The 15,031-nt window shown below is 68.5% G+C and carries 16 protein-coding genes; 7 read left to right on the top strand and 9 right to left on the bottom strand.

The window, feature by feature from the left end; genetic code table 11:
* Positions 1-273 precede the first annotated feature (273 nt).
* The 4 genes from AB0B14_RS21345 (at position 274) to AB0B14_RS21330 (ending at position 3,811) form a co-directional block, all read left to right on the top strand.
* Positions 274-651: a DUF2089 domain-containing protein gene (locus tag AB0B14_RS21345; RefSeq protein ID WP_357067149.1), complete on the top strand. Its 378-nt coding sequence runs from the start codon at positions 274-276 to the stop codon at positions 649-651.
* Complete coding sequence (locus AB0B14_RS21340) at positions 651-908, top strand: hypothetical protein (RefSeq protein ID WP_357067151.1); 258 nt, start codon at positions 651-653, stop codon at positions 906-908. Before AB0B14_RS21345 ends, AB0B14_RS21340 begins: the two co-directional genes overlap by 1 nt.
* Positions 909-919: 11 nt before the next feature.
* Entirely contained in the window at positions 920-1,342 is a 423-nt protein-coding gene (locus AB0B14_RS21335) for a hypothetical protein (RefSeq protein WP_357067153.1), read from the top strand.
* 207 nt (positions 1,343-1,549) lie between these two features.
* On the top strand, positions 1,550-3,811 hold the full coding sequence (locus tag AB0B14_RS21330) for a helix-turn-helix domain-containing protein (RefSeq protein ID WP_357523726.1): 2,262 nt from the start codon (positions 1,550-1,552) through the stop codon (positions 3,809-3,811).
* Between the two features lie 22 nt (positions 3,812-3,833).
* On the opposite strand, the gene AB0B14_RS21325 is transcribed toward AB0B14_RS21330, so the two are convergent.
* Entirely contained in the window at positions 3,834-4,175 is a 342-nt protein-coding gene (locus tag AB0B14_RS21325; RefSeq protein ID WP_357523724.1) for a GlsB/YeaQ/YmgE family stress response membrane protein, read from the bottom strand.
* 97 nt (positions 4,176-4,272) lie between these two features.
* Here AB0B14_RS21325 and AB0B14_RS21320 point away from each other — a divergent pair, with 97 nt between their 5' ends.
* The gene (locus AB0B14_RS21320; protein WP_357523722.1) at positions 4,273-4,779 is read left to right on the top strand and encodes a GNAT family N-acetyltransferase; all 507 of its coding nucleotides are present in this window, start codon (positions 4,273-4,275) and stop codon (positions 4,777-4,779) included.
* A gap of 161 nt (positions 4,780-4,940) precedes the next feature.
* On the opposite strand, the gene AB0B14_RS21315 is transcribed toward AB0B14_RS21320, so the two are convergent.
* The 5 genes from AB0B14_RS21315 to AB0B14_RS21295 all read right to left on the bottom strand — a co-directional run bounded on the left by AB0B14_RS21315 (position 4,941) and on the right by AB0B14_RS21295 (position 9,991).
* A complete protein-coding gene (locus AB0B14_RS21315) occupies positions 4,941-5,918 on the bottom strand; it encodes an aminoglycoside phosphotransferase (RefSeq protein WP_357523720.1) in 978 nt (325 codons plus the stop codon).
* Positions 5,919-6,364: 446 nt separating this feature from the next.
* Positions 6,365-6,814 (bottom strand): hypothetical protein, encoded by a 450-nt coding sequence (locus AB0B14_RS21310; protein ID WP_357523718.1) that lies wholly within the window; start codon positions 6,812-6,814, stop codon positions 6,365-6,367.
* Positions 6,815-6,924: 110 nt separating this feature from the next.
* A complete protein-coding gene (locus tag AB0B14_RS21305) occupies positions 6,925-8,148 on the bottom strand; it encodes an exonuclease domain-containing protein (protein WP_357523716.1) in 1,224 nt (407 codons plus the stop codon).
* A 10-nt stretch (positions 8,149-8,158) separates the two neighbouring features.
* Positions 8,159-8,863: a DUF6218 family protein gene (locus AB0B14_RS21300; RefSeq protein WP_357523714.1), complete on the bottom strand. Its 705-nt coding sequence runs from the start codon at positions 8,861-8,863 to the stop codon at positions 8,159-8,161.
* Between the two features lie 549 nt (positions 8,864-9,412).
* A complete protein-coding gene (locus AB0B14_RS21295) occupies positions 9,413-9,991 on the bottom strand; it encodes a helix-turn-helix domain-containing protein (protein ID WP_357523712.1) in 579 nt (192 codons plus the stop codon).
* A gap of 92 nt (positions 9,992-10,083) precedes the next feature.
* Between AB0B14_RS21295 and AB0B14_RS21290 the strand changes: the two genes are divergently transcribed.
* Both AB0B14_RS21290 and AB0B14_RS21285 read left to right on the top strand, forming a co-directional pair.
* Positions 10,084-11,097, top strand: coding sequence for an aldo/keto reductase (locus AB0B14_RS21290; RefSeq protein WP_357523710.1), 1,014 nt, complete (start codon positions 10,084-10,086; stop codon positions 11,095-11,097).
* A gap of 330 nt (positions 11,098-11,427) precedes the next feature.
* Positions 11,428-12,219: an SDR family oxidoreductase gene (locus tag AB0B14_RS21285; protein WP_357523708.1), complete on the top strand. Its 792-nt coding sequence runs from the start codon at positions 11,428-11,430 to the stop codon at positions 12,217-12,219.
* A gap of 147 nt (positions 12,220-12,366) precedes the next feature.
* Here the strand turns inward: AB0B14_RS21285 and AB0B14_RS21280 are convergent, their stop codons facing one another.
* From AB0B14_RS21280 to AB0B14_RS21270, 3 genes are all read right to left on the bottom strand, one after another.
* Positions 12,367-13,515, bottom strand: coding sequence for a helix-turn-helix domain-containing protein (locus AB0B14_RS21280; protein ID WP_357523706.1), 1,149 nt, complete (start codon positions 13,513-13,515; stop codon positions 12,367-12,369).
* Positions 13,502-13,663, bottom strand: a complete 162-nt coding sequence (locus AB0B14_RS21275; protein WP_357523704.1) for a hypothetical protein — start codon at positions 13,661-13,663, stop codon at positions 13,502-13,504. Before AB0B14_RS21275 ends, AB0B14_RS21280 begins: the two co-directional genes overlap by 14 nt.
* A 111-nt stretch (positions 13,664-13,774) precedes the next feature.
* Complete coding sequence (locus tag AB0B14_RS21270) at positions 13,775-14,917, bottom strand: helix-turn-helix transcriptional regulator (RefSeq protein WP_357523702.1); 1,143 nt, start codon at positions 14,915-14,917, stop codon at positions 13,775-13,777.
* Positions 14,918-15,031: the final 114 nt, after the last annotated feature.

Below are 15,031 nucleotides of genomic sequence, written 5' to 3'. Positions count from 1 at the left end.
GTCGAGCCGAGGCGGAGTCCGGGCGGCGATCCGGCAAGGCGCGGTTTCGTCCGGATACCGGTGTCGTATCCGGACGAAACCGCAACGCCGCCGGTAGTCGTCCGGGCCCGCCGCAGGCCGGCCAGTCCTTGTGAAACAGGCCCAAACCTGCCCATCTCCGGATGGGACCGCCCGCGTGCTCCGCCCCACTCCGCCACCGACCACCGGCAGAATCTTAAGAAAGTTAAGATCAACCTCTTGGAACTTAAGGATTTCTGAGCTACAAATTCAGGTATGACAGATCAGGCGATGGACTGGCAGGACCTCACCAGCCTGACGCGAGGGCAGCCGTTCGTCGTCGAGCGGGTGCGCCTGGCGAGCAACGGCGTCGCGATCGAGGGCGAGTTCGAGCCACCGCAACTGGCTCAGCTCAACGTCGAGGATCAGGTCTTCGTCACGGCGTTCGTGCGCTGCCACGGTTCGATCAAGGAGATGGAACGCATCTTCGGGGTGAGCTACCCGACGATCAAGTCACGACTCAACCGGATCACGCAGATGCTCGACTTCGTCGAGACCGATCCGGCGCCCTCGCGAGCCGACATCATCGACCGGTTGCGCCGCGGTGAGATCACCGCCCAGCAGGCACTGGCCGAGCTGGACGGCCGGCCGTGATGCCGCAGTTGGTGACCGTCCGGGTCGACCGCCCGGACCGCCGGCCCATCCGCTTCTGGGTTCCGGTGCTCCCCGTGGTGCTCGTGCTCTTCCCGGTCGTGGTCCTGGTCGTGCTGGCGGCGATCGTGGCCTGCGTCGTGTTCCGCATCGGCGTGCTGCGGGCACTCGGCGCCGCCTGGCGTGTCGTCTCCGCGTTGCCCGGCACCCGCTTCGACATCGCGCAGGGCCACTCGGCCGTGCTCGTGGCTATCCGATAGGAGAGGTTCTGATGACCGAACAACGCAAGGACATCCTCGACATGCTGGCCGCCGGCAAGATCACCGCCGACGAGGCGGAGCAGCTCATCGCCGCACTCGAACGCGACCAGGCACCGGCGACGGCGAGCCTCGACGCCCGATCGAAGGGCAAGGTGAAGTACCTGCGGGTGCTTGTCGACGCCACCGACAACGGCGAGCCGTCGCGGGTCAACGTGCGGGTGCCACTGCAACTGCTGCGCGCTGGCGTACGACTGGCGGCGTTGGTCCCGCCGCAGGCCCTGGTCAAGGCCAATGCCTCCCTCAGCGACTCGGGTGTGCCGATCGACCTGACGCAGCTCAAGCCCGAGCAACTGGAGGCGCTCGTGGAGCACCTCGACGAGGTGACCGTTGAGGTGGATTCACCCGATGCCACCGTGCGGGTCTTCTGCGAGTAGGCGCCGTCTGCTGGACGACCCCCGGAGAGTGCGCGGTAACACCCTCCCGAGGCTGCACCCACCGCGTCCGGCCGCTGGGGGGAGGCGTGCCGGCGCGACCCCGGGAAGGACAACCATCGAGGTACGCGGGCAGCGGCCGATCGCGACCACCGCGGCGGACGACCTCGGGGACACGAAACCGCCTTCAGCGGCACCTATCATCTCGAGATGATCGAGCCTGTGCTGTCGTTCGGTGAGCATCTGCGGGCGTTGCGCCGGGCGGCGGGTCTCACCATCGAGCAACTCGCCGAGACGTCCGAGGTCAGCGCTCGCGCGATCAGCGACATGGAGCGTGGGCACAGCCGTACTCCGCAGGCCAGGACACTCGCCGCCCTGGCTGATGGCCTGGGCCTGGACGACGAGGGCCGAGCCGGGTTGGTGGCGGTCGTGCGGGCGGCCCGCTCGCCCAGTGCCGCCGGGCGACCACGGCTGTGCGAGCTGCCGCGCGGGGTCGGCGACTTCGTGGGCCGAGACGCCGAGTTGGCCATCGCCCGGGCCACCGCCGGGCGGGCTGCCAGTGGGGATGGCCCGCCGCCGGTGTTGGTGGTGCACGGACCGCCCGGGTTGGGTAAGACCGCCTTCGCGGTGAGGGTGGCCGAGGAGTTGCGCGACAGCTTTCCGGGCGGCGCGCTGTTCCTGGACCTGCGGGGCACGGACGCCGTACCGCTGCCGGTAGGTGAGGCTCTTCGTCGGCTGCTGCGGGCGCTGGACGTCAGTCCCAGCCAGATCGCCCACACCGATGACGAGCGGTCGGCGCAGCTACGGGCGGTGCTGCGGGAGCGGCCCTGCCTGCTGGTCCTCGACAACGTCGGTTCGGAGACGCAGGCACGGATGTTGTTCCCGGCCGGGGGACGGTGCCTGGTCGTCGTGACGAGCCGCCGGGCACTTGGCGGCCTGGAGGGCGTCGTGCGGGTCGGGCTGCCGCCGCTGGCCGTGGCCGAGTCGGCCAGCCTGCTTGCGGCGATCGCCACGCAGGCCGCGGACCCGGCCGCCGTCGCACAGGTCGAGCTGGTGTCGGGGCTGTGTGGCCACATGCCGCTGGCGCTGCGGATCGCGGGCACCCGCCTTGCCGCCCGTCCGCAGTGGACCATCGACCAGCTGGTGGACCGACTCGTCGACGCGGACCGCCGGCTCGCGGCTCTGACCGCCGGTGACACCGGGGTGGCGGCCGCGTTCGCGCTGTCGCATGCCCAACTGTCGGGCCCGGCGGCCTTGCTGTTTCGTCGGCTCGCCCACGTGCCGGGTGTCGACTTCGCGGCCCCGTTGGCGGCCGTGCTGACCGAGACCGGGGTGTTCGAGGCCGAGGAACGGCTCGATGAGCTTGTCGAGTTGGGTCTGCTGCAGGCCGAGGGCGTCGACAGGTATCGGTTCCACGACCTGATCCGGCTCTACGCCGGCGAACGGCTGTCGGCCGAGGAGTCCCCGGCCACCCGTACGGCGACCGCCCGGCGGATGACCGACTGGTTGCTGGAGACCGCGATCGTCGCGGGCCGTTGGTATGAACCCGCGTACGGTGCGTTGCCTGATGACTGGGACGGTCTGGTGCCGTTGGCCACGTTGGAGGAGGCCGGTGCCTGGCTGCGGGCGGAGACGGACAACTGGCTCGCCGCCCTCCGCGTCGCAGCCGAGGACGGCCGGTATGAGCTGGTCGTCCGTGTCGCTGACGCCGTCCACTGGTACTCCGACTCAAGCGTCCTGTGGCTCGGATGGTACGAGGTGTATGGGCTGGCGCGCACGGCTGCGGCCGCGCTGCCCGACCGGCGCAGTCACATCGCCCAGATGAACGGCTTCGCGTGGGCGGCGATCTATGGCGCCGACCGTACCGAGGAAGGCGCCGAGGTGGCGATGGAGGCCTACCGGATGGCCGAGGCGATCGGTGACCTGGAGGGGCAGGGCTGGGCACTGCAGTTCGCCGCGGCGGCCTGGCGGCGCCTAGGCCGGCTCGACGAGTCGGTGTGGGCCCTTCGCGAGGCCCGTGACCTGGCCGACCGGGCCGGTGACCACGACGGGTACGTACAGATCTTCCAGGGCATCGGATTCGCACTGGTCATCATGGGCCGTCCCGACGAGGCCATCGACGAGTTTCAGCAGGCACTTGTCGAAATGGACCGTCGCCCGGTGTCTGCCCGGGCGGACCTTGGCGCCCGCGCCGGTGCCCTGAGCGGCCTGGCCGAGGCACACAACCTCAACGGCCACTGGGCGCAGGCGCTGGAGGCGGCCGAACGGGCGTTGCCGGTCGTACTCGAACGGGGTGAGTCGATCATGATGGGCGACCTCTACTTCGAGTTGGGCAGGGCCCGAGCCGAACTGGGATTCGTCGCCGAGGCCCGTGCCGACCTCACTCGCGCCCTCCACCTGCTCGACGGCACTGGCCGTCGCGATCCCCAACAGGCCATGGCCCGGGAGATCCTGGCCAGACTGGGCACCTGACGTGCTCCGGTCGTGAGCTTCTTCAGCCCTTGGCCCGGCTGCGACGAGCCCGCCGAGGGGGCTTGTCGTCGCCGCCGGCGAGCCGAGTGAAGGTGAGCATGTTCGCCAGGGCCACGGCGACGATCGCGAGGCCGACCTGGATCGCGAGCACCACCCAGTCCCAGCGCAGCACCCACACCTTCACGCTGGCACCGTCGTCGATGTCGAGCGCCCTGGCGACCACCGCGCCCAGCACCGCCGAGCCGACGCCGAGGACGAACGTGGCGAAGACGCCGATCCGTTGCCTTCCCGGCAGGATGAGCCGGCCCAGCAGGCCGACGAGGGCACCGATGAGCACCGCGCCGAGATAACCGCTTACCAGCATTGCCGTCTCCCCTCCAGCAGTGCCGACGTACATGCCCGGATCTCACCTGCCCGGAAACCCCGTACCGCCTGCTCGACACGATGGATAGCCTGCCGGCATGGCGAAGGTTGTCACCTACCTGGAGATGAACAGCGCCGAGGACCTGCGACCGGGGACGGTGGTGCCGGACCTTCTCCTCCGGCGCGTCGACGGTGGCCTGCCGCTCGTGCGGGCCATCAATGGGCAGGTCGGAGCGCCCTACGGGTGGCGGAGCGCATTCCGCACGGACGAAGAGTGGCAGGAGCTGACGCGGTTGCATCCGCTGCGCCAGTACCGGTTCATCACCCTGAACGACGAAACCGTGGGGGTGGCGAATCTGGAACCCCAGCCTGGCGGAGACGTGGAGATCACCACCTTCGGGCTGATGCCGGCATTCGTCGGGAGGGGTCTCGGTGGCCATGCGCTGACCCTGACCATCCGGCAAGCCTGGGACAGTGCGGCCGTGGGCTCTCCGACGGTACGCAGGGTGTGGCTGCACACCAGCTCGTTGGACCATCCGAATGCCCTGCGCAACTATCAGCGCCGCGGCTTGACCGTCTACCGCACCGAGGTCGAAGCCGAGTAACAGTCGACTCAGGCCGAATCACACCGGCGAGTACGCGCAGGGCCTTGCCGGCGGTGTACGGACTATTCCGGCCCTGGCAGCGCGCCGCGCGGCGGGCTCGACGTCAACCTGGCCGATGCCCCGTACACGGTGGCGTCTGATGCCACCAACTCGCTGAGGCATCAGATTGCGGCGAGTGCCTTGGCGATGTTCCACTCGGCTAGGTCGAGCATCCATTGCCGATCCGGGAAGTCGGTGTCCGCGATGCGCAGCGGACCCTCGATCAGCGACAGCACCTGTGCGTACCGGTAGAGCTCCAGCCGGTGAGGATCGAGATCGACCGGACGCAGCGCTGGATACGCCTCGCCGAAGCGCATTTGCAGCCAGGCGTGCTCCCATTCGACGTCGAAGTAGGCCAAACCCTCGAAATCGATCATGACCGGTTCGCCGGCCGGCGTGACGAGTACGTGATCCGGTCCAAGCTCACCGTGCACCAGTGCGTATGTCTGTCGTGGCGCCACCCTGCCACGAAGGTGATGCACATGGGCGGCGATCCGGCGATGCGCCTCAGCCAGCCGCGCATCGCGGGCCACTGCTGCGTCCAGGTGGCCGAGCGCCCGGTCCACGATGATGTCCTCGGTGCGTCGAGTCTGGGAGGCCTCTCCCCGGGTGATAGCCGCGAGCTTGCCATAGTGCGGGCCGAGGGTGGTGTGCATGCGGCGCAAGGCGTCGCCGAGCGTAGCTAGCGGCGCGGTGGCGGCTGCGGGATCGCGTTCCATCAGCGCCTCGAGCCGTAGCGCGCCGGCGTCTTCAAGCAGCGCGATGTCGGCGTCGAGGTAACGGCCGTCGCGGTCGAGCATGATCAGACGCGGTATGCGCACCCCGGCAGCGGCGAGTGCAGCGTGGCTGGCGGCGAACAGTTCCGCACCGGACGCGTCGGTGAAGGGGTCGTCCGGGATCGTCGGCGACGGTGGCCAGTAATTCTCGCCCGCCGCCCACACATACAAAATCACGGTTGTCTGGTCGTCGAGGCCAAGCCTGTAGACGCCCTTCTTGCTGCCGCCGGTCAGCCGATCCAGCCCAGCAAGTCGGCTGTTGGAGCCGAATTGCTCCGCCACCAAGTCGTGCAACTCATCCGACTGCAGGAACGTCCGGGTCATGGTCGCCTCTCGTCAGGTCGACCGGCCATGCTGCCCCGCGACGCAGCACCGCGCAATCGGGTTACCGCGCGGGACGCCAGGACCGATCCAGCCGTACGCAGTGCCGTGCGGGCACGGGCGTGTTTTGCTCGTGTCGCCGCCGAGCCGCCGCGATGAGACGATCTGTTTCCGCAGGTTCGACGACCAACGCTGCGAAGGGCTCACCCTGGCAGCCCTCGGCGACGCTCACCACGCCACCGGCCAGCACAAAGACGCGCAACGCTGTTGGCAGCAGGCACTACAGATCCTCGATGCCCTCGGAGATCCCCATGCCGGTGCCGTTCGTAGCCTTCTCGCACCAATCGGCGGCGGCGAGAGCACCTAGTCGGCCGCCGAACGACCGCCACGTGCCGTCGCTTGCCGTCTGCGCTATCCCTCCGCTCGTGGGCCTACGGTACTTTCCAGGTTTACTGCGATGCCTTGTCTTGCTCCTTGCTCCACTGCCACAAAGCCCTGTCCAAGGTTCGTAGGTCGGTGTCTAGGCGCTTGGCCAACTCGCTGCATACCTGCAGGTAGGAGGTGTAGCTCGGCCTCTGGCTCAGCTCACCGTGGGCTCGTAGCGTGTCAATCGCCCGGTAGTCGATGACCGTGAAGACCGATGGTTCGCAGGCTGTGAGGAGCGCGCTCGCGATCGGCACGCCAACACCGTCGAGCAGACAGAGAAGTCGGTGCCGCAGCCGCTCCGGTGCCGCAAGCGCAATGCGTGTCAGGTCCTCGATGTCGCTATCGCCGTTACGGTCGATGTACCCGGTCGACCGAGGGCTCTTCCAGAGGGCCACCTTCCGTAGGTCACCGCGGTTGTAGTACCCCCGCTTGGCAACGGCGGGCCCAACCTCATCGAGCACCTCACGTTCCAATGGGCTCACCTGGTATCGATGGCTCCAGCACTGGACGAACTCCCGGGTGATCGCTGCTTGCGTACGGCCATGTACAAACTGATGTCCCGAAGGCATCGCCCCTTCACACCCTAAGACGCGCCGACGACGAGCCCGGCCAGCATGTTCTGGTAGGCGGCGGGGTGCACGATCGGGATGCCGTACTTGCGGGCCAACACGGCCTTACCCGACATGGTGTCCGGGTCAGCGGCGACGAGAAGCCGCGTCTTTTTGGTGACGGTGTCACCAACGGCGAGGCCCGCCGCTCGTGCCTCCTCCTGCCACTCACTGCGCGGCGGATCCATGGCACCGGTAAAGACGACCCGATCACCCGGCTGTAGCCGCCACTCGTCGGGGCGGCGCTGGCCTGGAATCCCGGTAGCTGCGGCTGCCAACGCCTCCTCGACATCTGATCGTTGCAGGCCGAGCAGTTCGGCCACCCCATCCAGGTCGTACCGTTCGGTCGTGGTCAGGACACCGTCTTCGAGCGCCACCCCCGCAAGACTCGTCAAGTAGCCTCGGTGCAGGTGCTCAATGTCGACGCGAGCGAGCCCGAGTGTCTCGGCCGTGGCGACGAGCGCGTCAGCTTCTGTCGCCGAGATATGCCGGTCGAGGAGCACTTGATCGAGCAGGGCCAGGTAGGCGTCTCCCTCAAGCTCGCGCAACCGGGGCAGGCGGTCGACCAACCGCGCGAGGAAGTGCTGTTGCCTATGGCCAGCCTTGCGACGCTGGACGGCCACAACAGAGCTGGCGGAGATCGTGGGCCACCGGAGCCCGGCAGCTGCGGTGGCGGTGGCAGCCCACGGGGGCGGGCTACCGGCCGCTCGAAGGTAGTAGCTCAACAGTTGCGCGGCGGCGCGGGCATCATGCAGGGCCGAGTGCGCTTGGTGCGGCGGCAGTCCGGCGAGCCGACAGCAGTCGCCCAGACTGCGGCCGGCCGACGGTAGAAAATGCGAGGCCAACTGCATAGTACAAAGGCCGGGTGCCTGCCGGACCGGCGCGTCGATCCCAATGCGCTGGTATTCGGCGTGCAGAAACGGCGCGTCGAAGTTCAGATTGTGCGCGACCAGGACCCGGCCGCGCAGCAGGCTGGCGATGTGCCCGGCGACTTGGTCAAAGTCCGGTGCCGTCCGCGCCTCCGCTGCCGTGATGCCGTGGATGTGTTGTGGCCCGAGGTCACGTTTCGGGTTCACCAGGCTGCACCATTCGTCGGTGGTCCGGCCGTTCTCATCTAGGTGCACGACGGCAACTTCGACGATCCGATCGTGCCAACTGGTGCGAAGACCAGTGGTTTCAAGGTCGATAACTGCGTACATGGTGGCCCTCCTACACCTGTGCCGGGGAGTTGCTACGGGCGGCTTTGCGCAGCTGCGCCAGCCACAGAGGCGGCAGCGGTTGCGGCTCACCCAGCGATCGCAGGTAGGTGCGTCGGTAGCGCGCCTGCTCGGTGTCCTGCCACAGCTGGGCAGTTCTTGCGACTGCGGCAGTCACCGCCAGCGCCGCCGCCGCGACCGGGGAGGCAGTGGCGGACCGGTCTCTGATCGCCCAGGTGCCCAGGTGCTCCTGGTCAGGCATTTGGGTGGCCCAAGCGAGCGGTGCAATTTTCGATTTGACGCGCGTCCGGTGCTGCTCCACGGCAGCGGAGTAGGCGGACCGATGTGTGCTGATTTCTTCGAGAAGCTCAGGGATGGTGAGGACGGTGTCCGCAAGCCTGGAGAGCAGCTCGGCCGGAATGACGTCGGCGATCCTCTCCAGGACCGTGACGGGAGTCTGGCTGTTCCAGTCGATCAGGCATCGGTCTTGCACATTCCACATGATTCGGCGAAGTTGCTCTGGGTCCCGTTCGATCTGGTCGAACGACATCACCCATGCTCCGCCGGCCAGTCCGGTCGGGCCGAGGCGCCACGCCGCCAAGGCCTCGCTACCGGCGCTGTCGGGGCCGACAGCCAGGACTGCGTGGCCGCGCACGCCGGGCACGTATTCGATTGGTATGGACAGCTGATTCTCGGGTGCCTCGATACCGATGCTCATGCAGATCCTCAATAGTCGACAGCGGGGATGATCACCGTAAGGAGTTCAGGTGTGCTCCGAAGTCAACTATTTGGGCCGTTCTGCTGCCCAGATCGCACATGGAAACCGCACCGTGTGTCCTCTCCCGACTGTCGCCCGCTGTCCGAACGGTTACTGAAGGCAGACATCAGTCTGTTGCGGCCATCCTTGGAAACTGGCAATGCGCAGGCCCGTTTCGACGACACAAGATGGAAGGACGCCGAGGTCAGCCGTCCGTCGCGGGTCCAGACAGTCCGGTCAGCGGGTGAGGCCAACGAGCGTCGCCAGTCGCGCCACGCCGTCCCGGCGCCGGCTGCGTGCGGGCAACCTCGACGATCGCGGTACAACCCAACGGCCGGAAGCGAACCCCCAGCCGGCACGACACTGTCCGCGTCCACAAGCGCCCCCGTGCCGCCCCGGGACCAGGATCCGCCACCCCCGGCAGAGATGGTTGACCGAAACCGCAGCGTCCACACCAAGACCATCCACGCGGTGACGCGCCGCAGGCACCGGGAACTGCCGATGAGTGCGTTACACCGTTGGCGGGGGTGCAGGGGGCGCGAGCGGGCGCAGGCCGTCGAACAGAACGGCAAGGCTCCGGTCGATGACGGGGCCGGAGTAGTCACCGGTCTCCGCCGCCATGCTGGCGCCCCGCAGCAGGGCGAGTATCTCGGGCATGTCGACGTCGGGGCGTACGGCGCCGACGCGTTGGGCGTCGCGCAGCAGGCCTGCCAGCGCTTCGCGCATCCGCGTACGCTGGCCTGCCTGTTCTGCTTTGACATCGATCCCGGCGCTGCGCAACGCGTCGGTCAGGGTCTTCTTGCCCGCCGCGTCCGCGACGACCTGCGCGAAGAACGTGAAGAACCCGGTCTCTGGCTCCGCGGCGGCGTGCAACCGGGCGGCCTCGTCGAGCAGCAGGTCCACCCGCGCCGAGACGATTGCCGCGTAGAGGGCTTCCTTGGTGGCGAAGTGCCGGTACACGGTGCCGACACCCACTCCGGCTCGGCGGGCGATCTCGTCCATGCGGGCGGTCGGTCCCTGCTCGCCGAGCACGATCTCGGCCGCTTCGAGCACCTTCGCGCGGTTGCGCGCCGCATCCGAGCGGATCATGCCGGCCTCCTCCGGTCGAGCACCCTTGACGAGCGGAATCCAGGTTCCGCATCTTCAAGCGGAATACTGATTCCGATTGTACGAGGGGTGGCATGCGGTACGTGACACTGGGCCGATCCGGCCTCCACGTCTCCCGGGCCTGCCTGGGCACGATGAACTTCGGCACCGACCCGCAGGCACCGACGCCGGCCGCCGAGGCCCACCGCGTCATCGGCGAGTTCCTCGACGCCGGCCACAACTTCATCGACACCGCGGACACCTACCGAGGTGGCACCAGCGAAGAGGTCGTCGGCCAGGCCATCGCCCACCGCCGCTCCGAGGTCGTCCTGGCCACCAAGGGGGCGGCACCGCAAGGCGCCGGACCCAACAACCGGGGCCTGTCCCGCGCCCACCTGACTCGCGCCCTGGAGGCAAGCCTGCGCCGACTGGGCACCGACTACGTCGACCTGTACCAGTGCCACGTGCCCGACCCGGACACTCCGATCGACGAAACCACGGCAGCGCTCGACGGCTTCGTGCGCTCCGGCAAGGTCCGCTACGTCGGTTGCTCCAACTTCACCGCCGCCGGCATCGTCAGCGCCCAGTGGGCAGCGCAACGCGTCGGCGGCACACCCTTCATCAGCCTGCAAGCCAACTATTCCCTGATCACGCGCGCCATCGAGGCCGAGATCGTGCCCACCTGCCAGCAACACGGGCTCGGCATCCTCGCCTACAGCCCGCTCGGCAGCGGCCTGCTCGCCGGTCGATACCAGCGCGGCACCGCGCCGACCACCGGATCCCGACTCGCCGAGTGGTCGGCCATGCCCAGCCCAATGGCACGCGCCTTCGTGACAGGTCTCCTCGCCGAGCGACATTTCGACATCGTCGACGACGTCACCACCGTCGCCGCCGAACTGGGAACGACCCCGCCAACCGTGGCGCTCGCCTGGCTGCGCAGCCGGCCCGAGATCACGTCTGTGGTCCTCGGCCCCCGCTCGGCCGAGCACCTAAGCGCCAACCTCGCCGGCCTCGCGTTCGAGCTGCCGGAAAGCGTCTCCACCCGGCTGGACGCGGCAAGCCGGTGCACCATCACCCCTCCGGTCAACGGCCAGCACCACACCGCCTGATCCAGCGACGAGGTGGTCCCAGGCGACGGCGGACGAGGGATGATCGATCCGGCCAAACCGGCGTCGTGCACAACGGCTCCGACCCACAATGTGATCGGCAGCCGCCGTCCGGAGCGCCCGCGCGTGGGTGGGTCGACACCACGGACCGGTACGGCAGACCCAGAAACCCCGAGACGGGACGTTCCGCGCAGCTCCGACCACACCAGCGTCAGCCAGCCACTGACGCGGTGCTGATCAGATGCTCATCGGTCTGCGGCAAGGTCGAGAGGAAGCACCCGCTGATGTCCGGCAGGTGCACCAACCGGCGACCACTCACGAGGAGAACAGCACGTGGACCTGCAGCTCAGCGGCAAGACCGCATTCATCAGCGGATCCAGTCAAGGCATCGGTTACGCAACCGCGAAGGCCCTGGCCGGCGAGGGTGTCAACGTGGTCCTCAACGGCCGCGACCCGGCAAAGCTGGCCGAGGCTGTCGACGTGTTGCGCCGGGAGGTGCCCGGCGTATCCCTCACCGGTATCCAAGCGGACTTCTCGGTTGTCGATGACGTCGACAGGCTGTGCGACGAACTGCCAAGCGTCGACATTCTCATCAACAACGTCGGGCTCTTCGAGCTCAAACCTTTCGACCTCATTTCCGACGAGGAGTGGCGGCGCTACTTCGAGGTGAACGTACTCAGCGGGGTCCGGCTCGCGCGGCACCTCATGCCGGCAATGCTCGACCGGGGGTGGGGCCGGATCGTGTTCGTGAGCAGCGAGTCGGGCGTCAACATTCCCGCCGACATGATTCACTACGGCACGTCGAAGACGGCGATGCTCGCAGTGGGCAACGGCCTGGCGAAGCTGACGAAGGGCACTGCGGTGACCGTCAACTCGGTGCTGGGCGGCCCCACCTATTCCACTGGCGTCGCCGAAACGGTCAGGTCGCTGGCCGATGCCCAATCCCTCCTTGAGGACGACCTGAAGGTGGCGATCATCGGCGCCAACCAGACCTCCCTCCTGGGACGCTTCATCGAACCGAGTGAGATCGCAAACGCCGTGACCTTCCTCGCCAGTCCCGCCGCGTCCGCCATCAACGGATCGGCGGTACGCATCGACGGAGGTGTGCTGACAACGATTCTGTGAGTCCGCGGCGGGATCGACCCGTCGCCGGTCGAGCAGGACCCGGGCTGCGGTCCTGATCGCGATGCCGGGCATCGGGGTCAGGACCACGCATCATGACGCCCCCGGCGTGGCCACGCACCATCGTCCCGGGCCGGAGCAGCCGGCCAGTCAGCGGGTGAGGCCGACAAGCGTCGCCAGTCGCGCCACGCCGGCCGGCGCCGGCTGCGCGCGGGCAACCTCGGCGATCACGGTACGCGCCAGAGGCCGGCACCGAACCTCAGCCGGCGCGACACTGTCCGCGTCCACCAGCGCGCGGGCAGCCCCGCGCAGGTCACCAACCTGGAGGTACGCCCGCGCGACATCCACCAGGTACGCGCCCCGATACTCGGCCGGCAACCGCCGCCACGTCTCCCGCCGCACCACGCCCGAGTGCCCGTGCAGCGCCGCGTCGGCGTCACCCCGTTGCGCCGCCACCACCACCCGAGCCAGGTCGACGGCGATCGGCCCGAAGTTGGTGCGGTGCGTGTCGTCGTACCCCCGAAGGTGTGCGGCAACGCCCGCGGCCCGGTCGGTCAGCTCCCCGGCGCGGTGGTGGTCGCCGCTGCCAGCGGCGGCAAGAGCGGCCTGCACCAGCAACGTCCCACCCACCGCCCACTCCCCCGCCGACCGCTGCGGCCGAACACGGTTCGCGGCAGCGAGGGATGCAGCCAGGGCCAGGCGGTCGCGGCCGGCGGCGCGGAGCGCCTGGCAGACCGAGATGGCCGCCGTCGCCGCGAGCGCCGGGTCGTCGGCGGCAGTGGCCATTGCCCGGTCGGCGGCCAGCCAGGCCAGGTCGGCCTCGCCGAGCTTGACGAGCAGTGACGAGGTGATCCGGTACGCCGGCACCAGCACCTCCGCCGACCGCACGCCCTGGACCGCGTCCAGCAGACCCGGCAACACCCGCACCAACTGCCCGTAGTGCGCGTGCTGGTAGGACAACCAGGCGTACCCGATCTGCCTCCGCAGCTCCTCCGGCGTCTGGGCCGGGGCCGGCGGGACGTCGTAGCGGGCGAGCGCGGCCCGGATGTCGTCCACCCCGTCCGGCGTGCCCGCCGGGGTGCTCGGCTGCTGACCGAGCAACACCTCCGGGTCGACCCGCAGGGCGTGGGCCAGTTCCTGGATCACCGAGTACCGGTCCAGGGTGCGCACGCCCCGCTCCACCTTGTCCACCCAGCTCTTCGACCTGCGCAACCGGTCGGCAAGCATCTGCTGCGTCATCGACCGCCGCACCCGCCAGCGGGCCACCCGGCGGCCGATCGGGAGGTCATCGTTTGTCACGCCGCCACCGCCGGTCCGGGACCGCGCGGGTCGTGTCCTCCACGGGTACGCGGTCTGCCTCGGCCTGGGCGAGGAGGCGCTGTTTCGCGGCCTCCCGCTCGGCCGCCTCGGACTGCTCACCCTTGCTCGCCGATTCGTCGCCCTGCATGCCACCTCCGTCGACAGTGGGCGCGACGTCGTCTCGGAACAGTTACCAACGCCGTCACCCACCGTCATCATCTAAGCGACGATCCGTGGCAGACCAGGCGAAACGCGTCCGTTATGGCATAGCGGACAGTCGAAGGTGGTGCACGGCCTCGGCCACTTCGCGGGCAAGTTCTCGGGACGCTGCGGCAAGCGCGATGGAGTCTGCCGTCGACAGGGTCTCGCGAGCCGCTGCCGTGTCGCCAGCCTGCGCCTGCGCGACGGCGAGATGCACCAGGTTCCGACCGTGCCACTCCGCACCGCCGGCCTCCTCGCTGACGCCGGCGACACCGGCCGTCAGCAGCTCCAGCGCGCGATCGTTCGCACGGCTGTCCGCAGCACCGAGATACCGCCAGACGCTCCCCTGCTGGACGGCGAAGAACGATGGTGTGTACCAGTAGCCCCAAGGGGACAGTGGTTCCTCTGCCGCCTGAGCCGACAGGTCCGATGCCTCGGACAAACGCGCGAGCACGTCCGTGGTGGCAGCGCCGGCCATGGCAAGACCTCGGGCCTCCTGCCCTGCGCAGTAGGCGCGTAGGGCCGTGTTCACCGTCTCGTCTCGCCGCGACTCCCGGGACAGCTCAATCATGGTCGGGAGGTCGTGGCGCAACTCGGCATGGTGCCCCTGGAAGGACAGCACGGTAGCGATCAGATCTGTGTTGCCGGCCTCGGTGGCCCATTGCAGAGCCCTCGCGTTCCAAACTGTGGCAGCGCGCACCTCACCCCGCGCAATGCTCAACCAGCCTACGAACTGCGCCCACTGCCCAGCGACATCGACAATCCGGGGAAGCAAGTCCTGTGGGGCCTCCCGCAGCAAGTCGGTCACGGTGCTGAGATGGGTACGGACCGGCCCCATGATCGGGCCTGACCCTACGGCGTCCTCCAGCCGGCGGTAGCCACCGAGAAGGTCGGAAAGAGCATCCGCGGCTGCACGATCGACCCTGCGAGGACGCACCCGCACGTACGCCAGGCGGTCGCCGCCATCGGGAGCGTCAATGACCAATGCCGCCGAAGCGCCGCTCGCTTGCAGGGCGTCGTCGAGCCGGACCGCCACGTCCACCGTCGGCTTCGTCTGTCCTGCTTCCAACTGGTGGACGAGACTCTTGCCATGATTGACAGCGGCGGCGAGTTGCCGGAGAGAGAGACCCCGAGCCTCCCGGAGTCGACGCAGCTCAGCCGCGAAGCGTGGATCAACGATCGTGCTTGCGCGAGGGGGCATCGCGGTACTCCTAGCTCTCACAGGCCCGCAGGGTGATGCTACGGTCGGCAATCCTGCAGTCATAGACGGTACTCGCGACAGGGTGGGGGTCGCTAAAGGTGAACCACCATCCTG

Source organism: Micromonospora sp. NPDC049171, from assembly GCF_040648275.1.
Classification (GTDB): domain Bacteria; phylum Actinomycetota; class Actinomycetes; order Mycobacteriales; family Micromonosporaceae; genus Micromonospora.
The sequence above is the reverse complement of the archived record's forward strand: the minus strand, read 5'-3'. Positions and strand labels throughout refer to the sequence as shown.

Bases quoted from the DNA above. Each gene is read 5' to 3' on its own strand.
- AB0B14_RS21345 (WP_357067149.1), top strand. From the start codon at position 274: ATGACAGATCAGGCGATGGACTGGCAGGACCTCACCAGCCTGACGCGA.
- AB0B14_RS21340 (WP_357067151.1), top strand. From the start codon at position 651: ATGCCGCAGTTGGTGACCGTCCGGGTCGACCGCCCGGACCGCCGGCCC.
- AB0B14_RS21335 (WP_357067153.1), top strand. From the start codon at position 920: ATGACCGAACAACGCAAGGACATCCTCGACATGCTGGCCGCCGGCAAG.
- AB0B14_RS21330 (WP_357523726.1), top strand. From the start codon at position 1,550: ATGATCGAGCCTGTGCTGTCGTTCGGTGAGCATCTGCGGGCGTTGCGC.
- AB0B14_RS21325 (WP_357523724.1), bottom strand. From the start codon at position 4,175: ATGCTGGTAAGCGGTTATCTCGGCGCGGTGCTCATCGGTGCCCTCGTC.
- AB0B14_RS21320 (WP_357523722.1), top strand. From the start codon at position 4,273: ATGGCGAAGGTTGTCACCTACCTGGAGATGAACAGCGCCGAGGACCTG.
- AB0B14_RS21315 (WP_357523720.1), bottom strand. From the start codon at position 5,918: ATGACCCGGACGTTCCTGCAGTCGGATGAGTTGCACGACTTGGTGGCG.
- AB0B14_RS21305 (WP_357523716.1), bottom strand. From the start codon at position 8,148: ATGTACGCAGTTATCGACCTTGAAACCACTGGTCTTCGCACCAGTTGG.
- AB0B14_RS21300 (WP_357523714.1), bottom strand. From the start codon at position 8,863: ATGAGCATCGGTATCGAGGCACCCGAGAATCAGCTGTCCATACCAATC.
- AB0B14_RS21295 (WP_357523712.1), bottom strand. From the start codon at position 9,991: ATGATCCGCTCGGATGCGGCGCGCAACCGCGCGAAGGTGCTCGAAGCG.
- AB0B14_RS21290 (WP_357523710.1), top strand. From the start codon at position 10,084: ATGCGGTACGTGACACTGGGCCGATCCGGCCTCCACGTCTCCCGGGCC.
- AB0B14_RS21275 (WP_357523704.1), bottom strand. From the start codon at position 13,663: ATGCAGGGCGACGAATCGGCGAGCAAGGGTGAGCAGTCCGAGGCGGCC.
- AB0B14_RS21270 (WP_357523702.1), bottom strand. From the start codon at position 14,917: ATGCCCCCTCGCGCAAGCACGATCGTTGATCCACGCTTCGCGGCTGAG.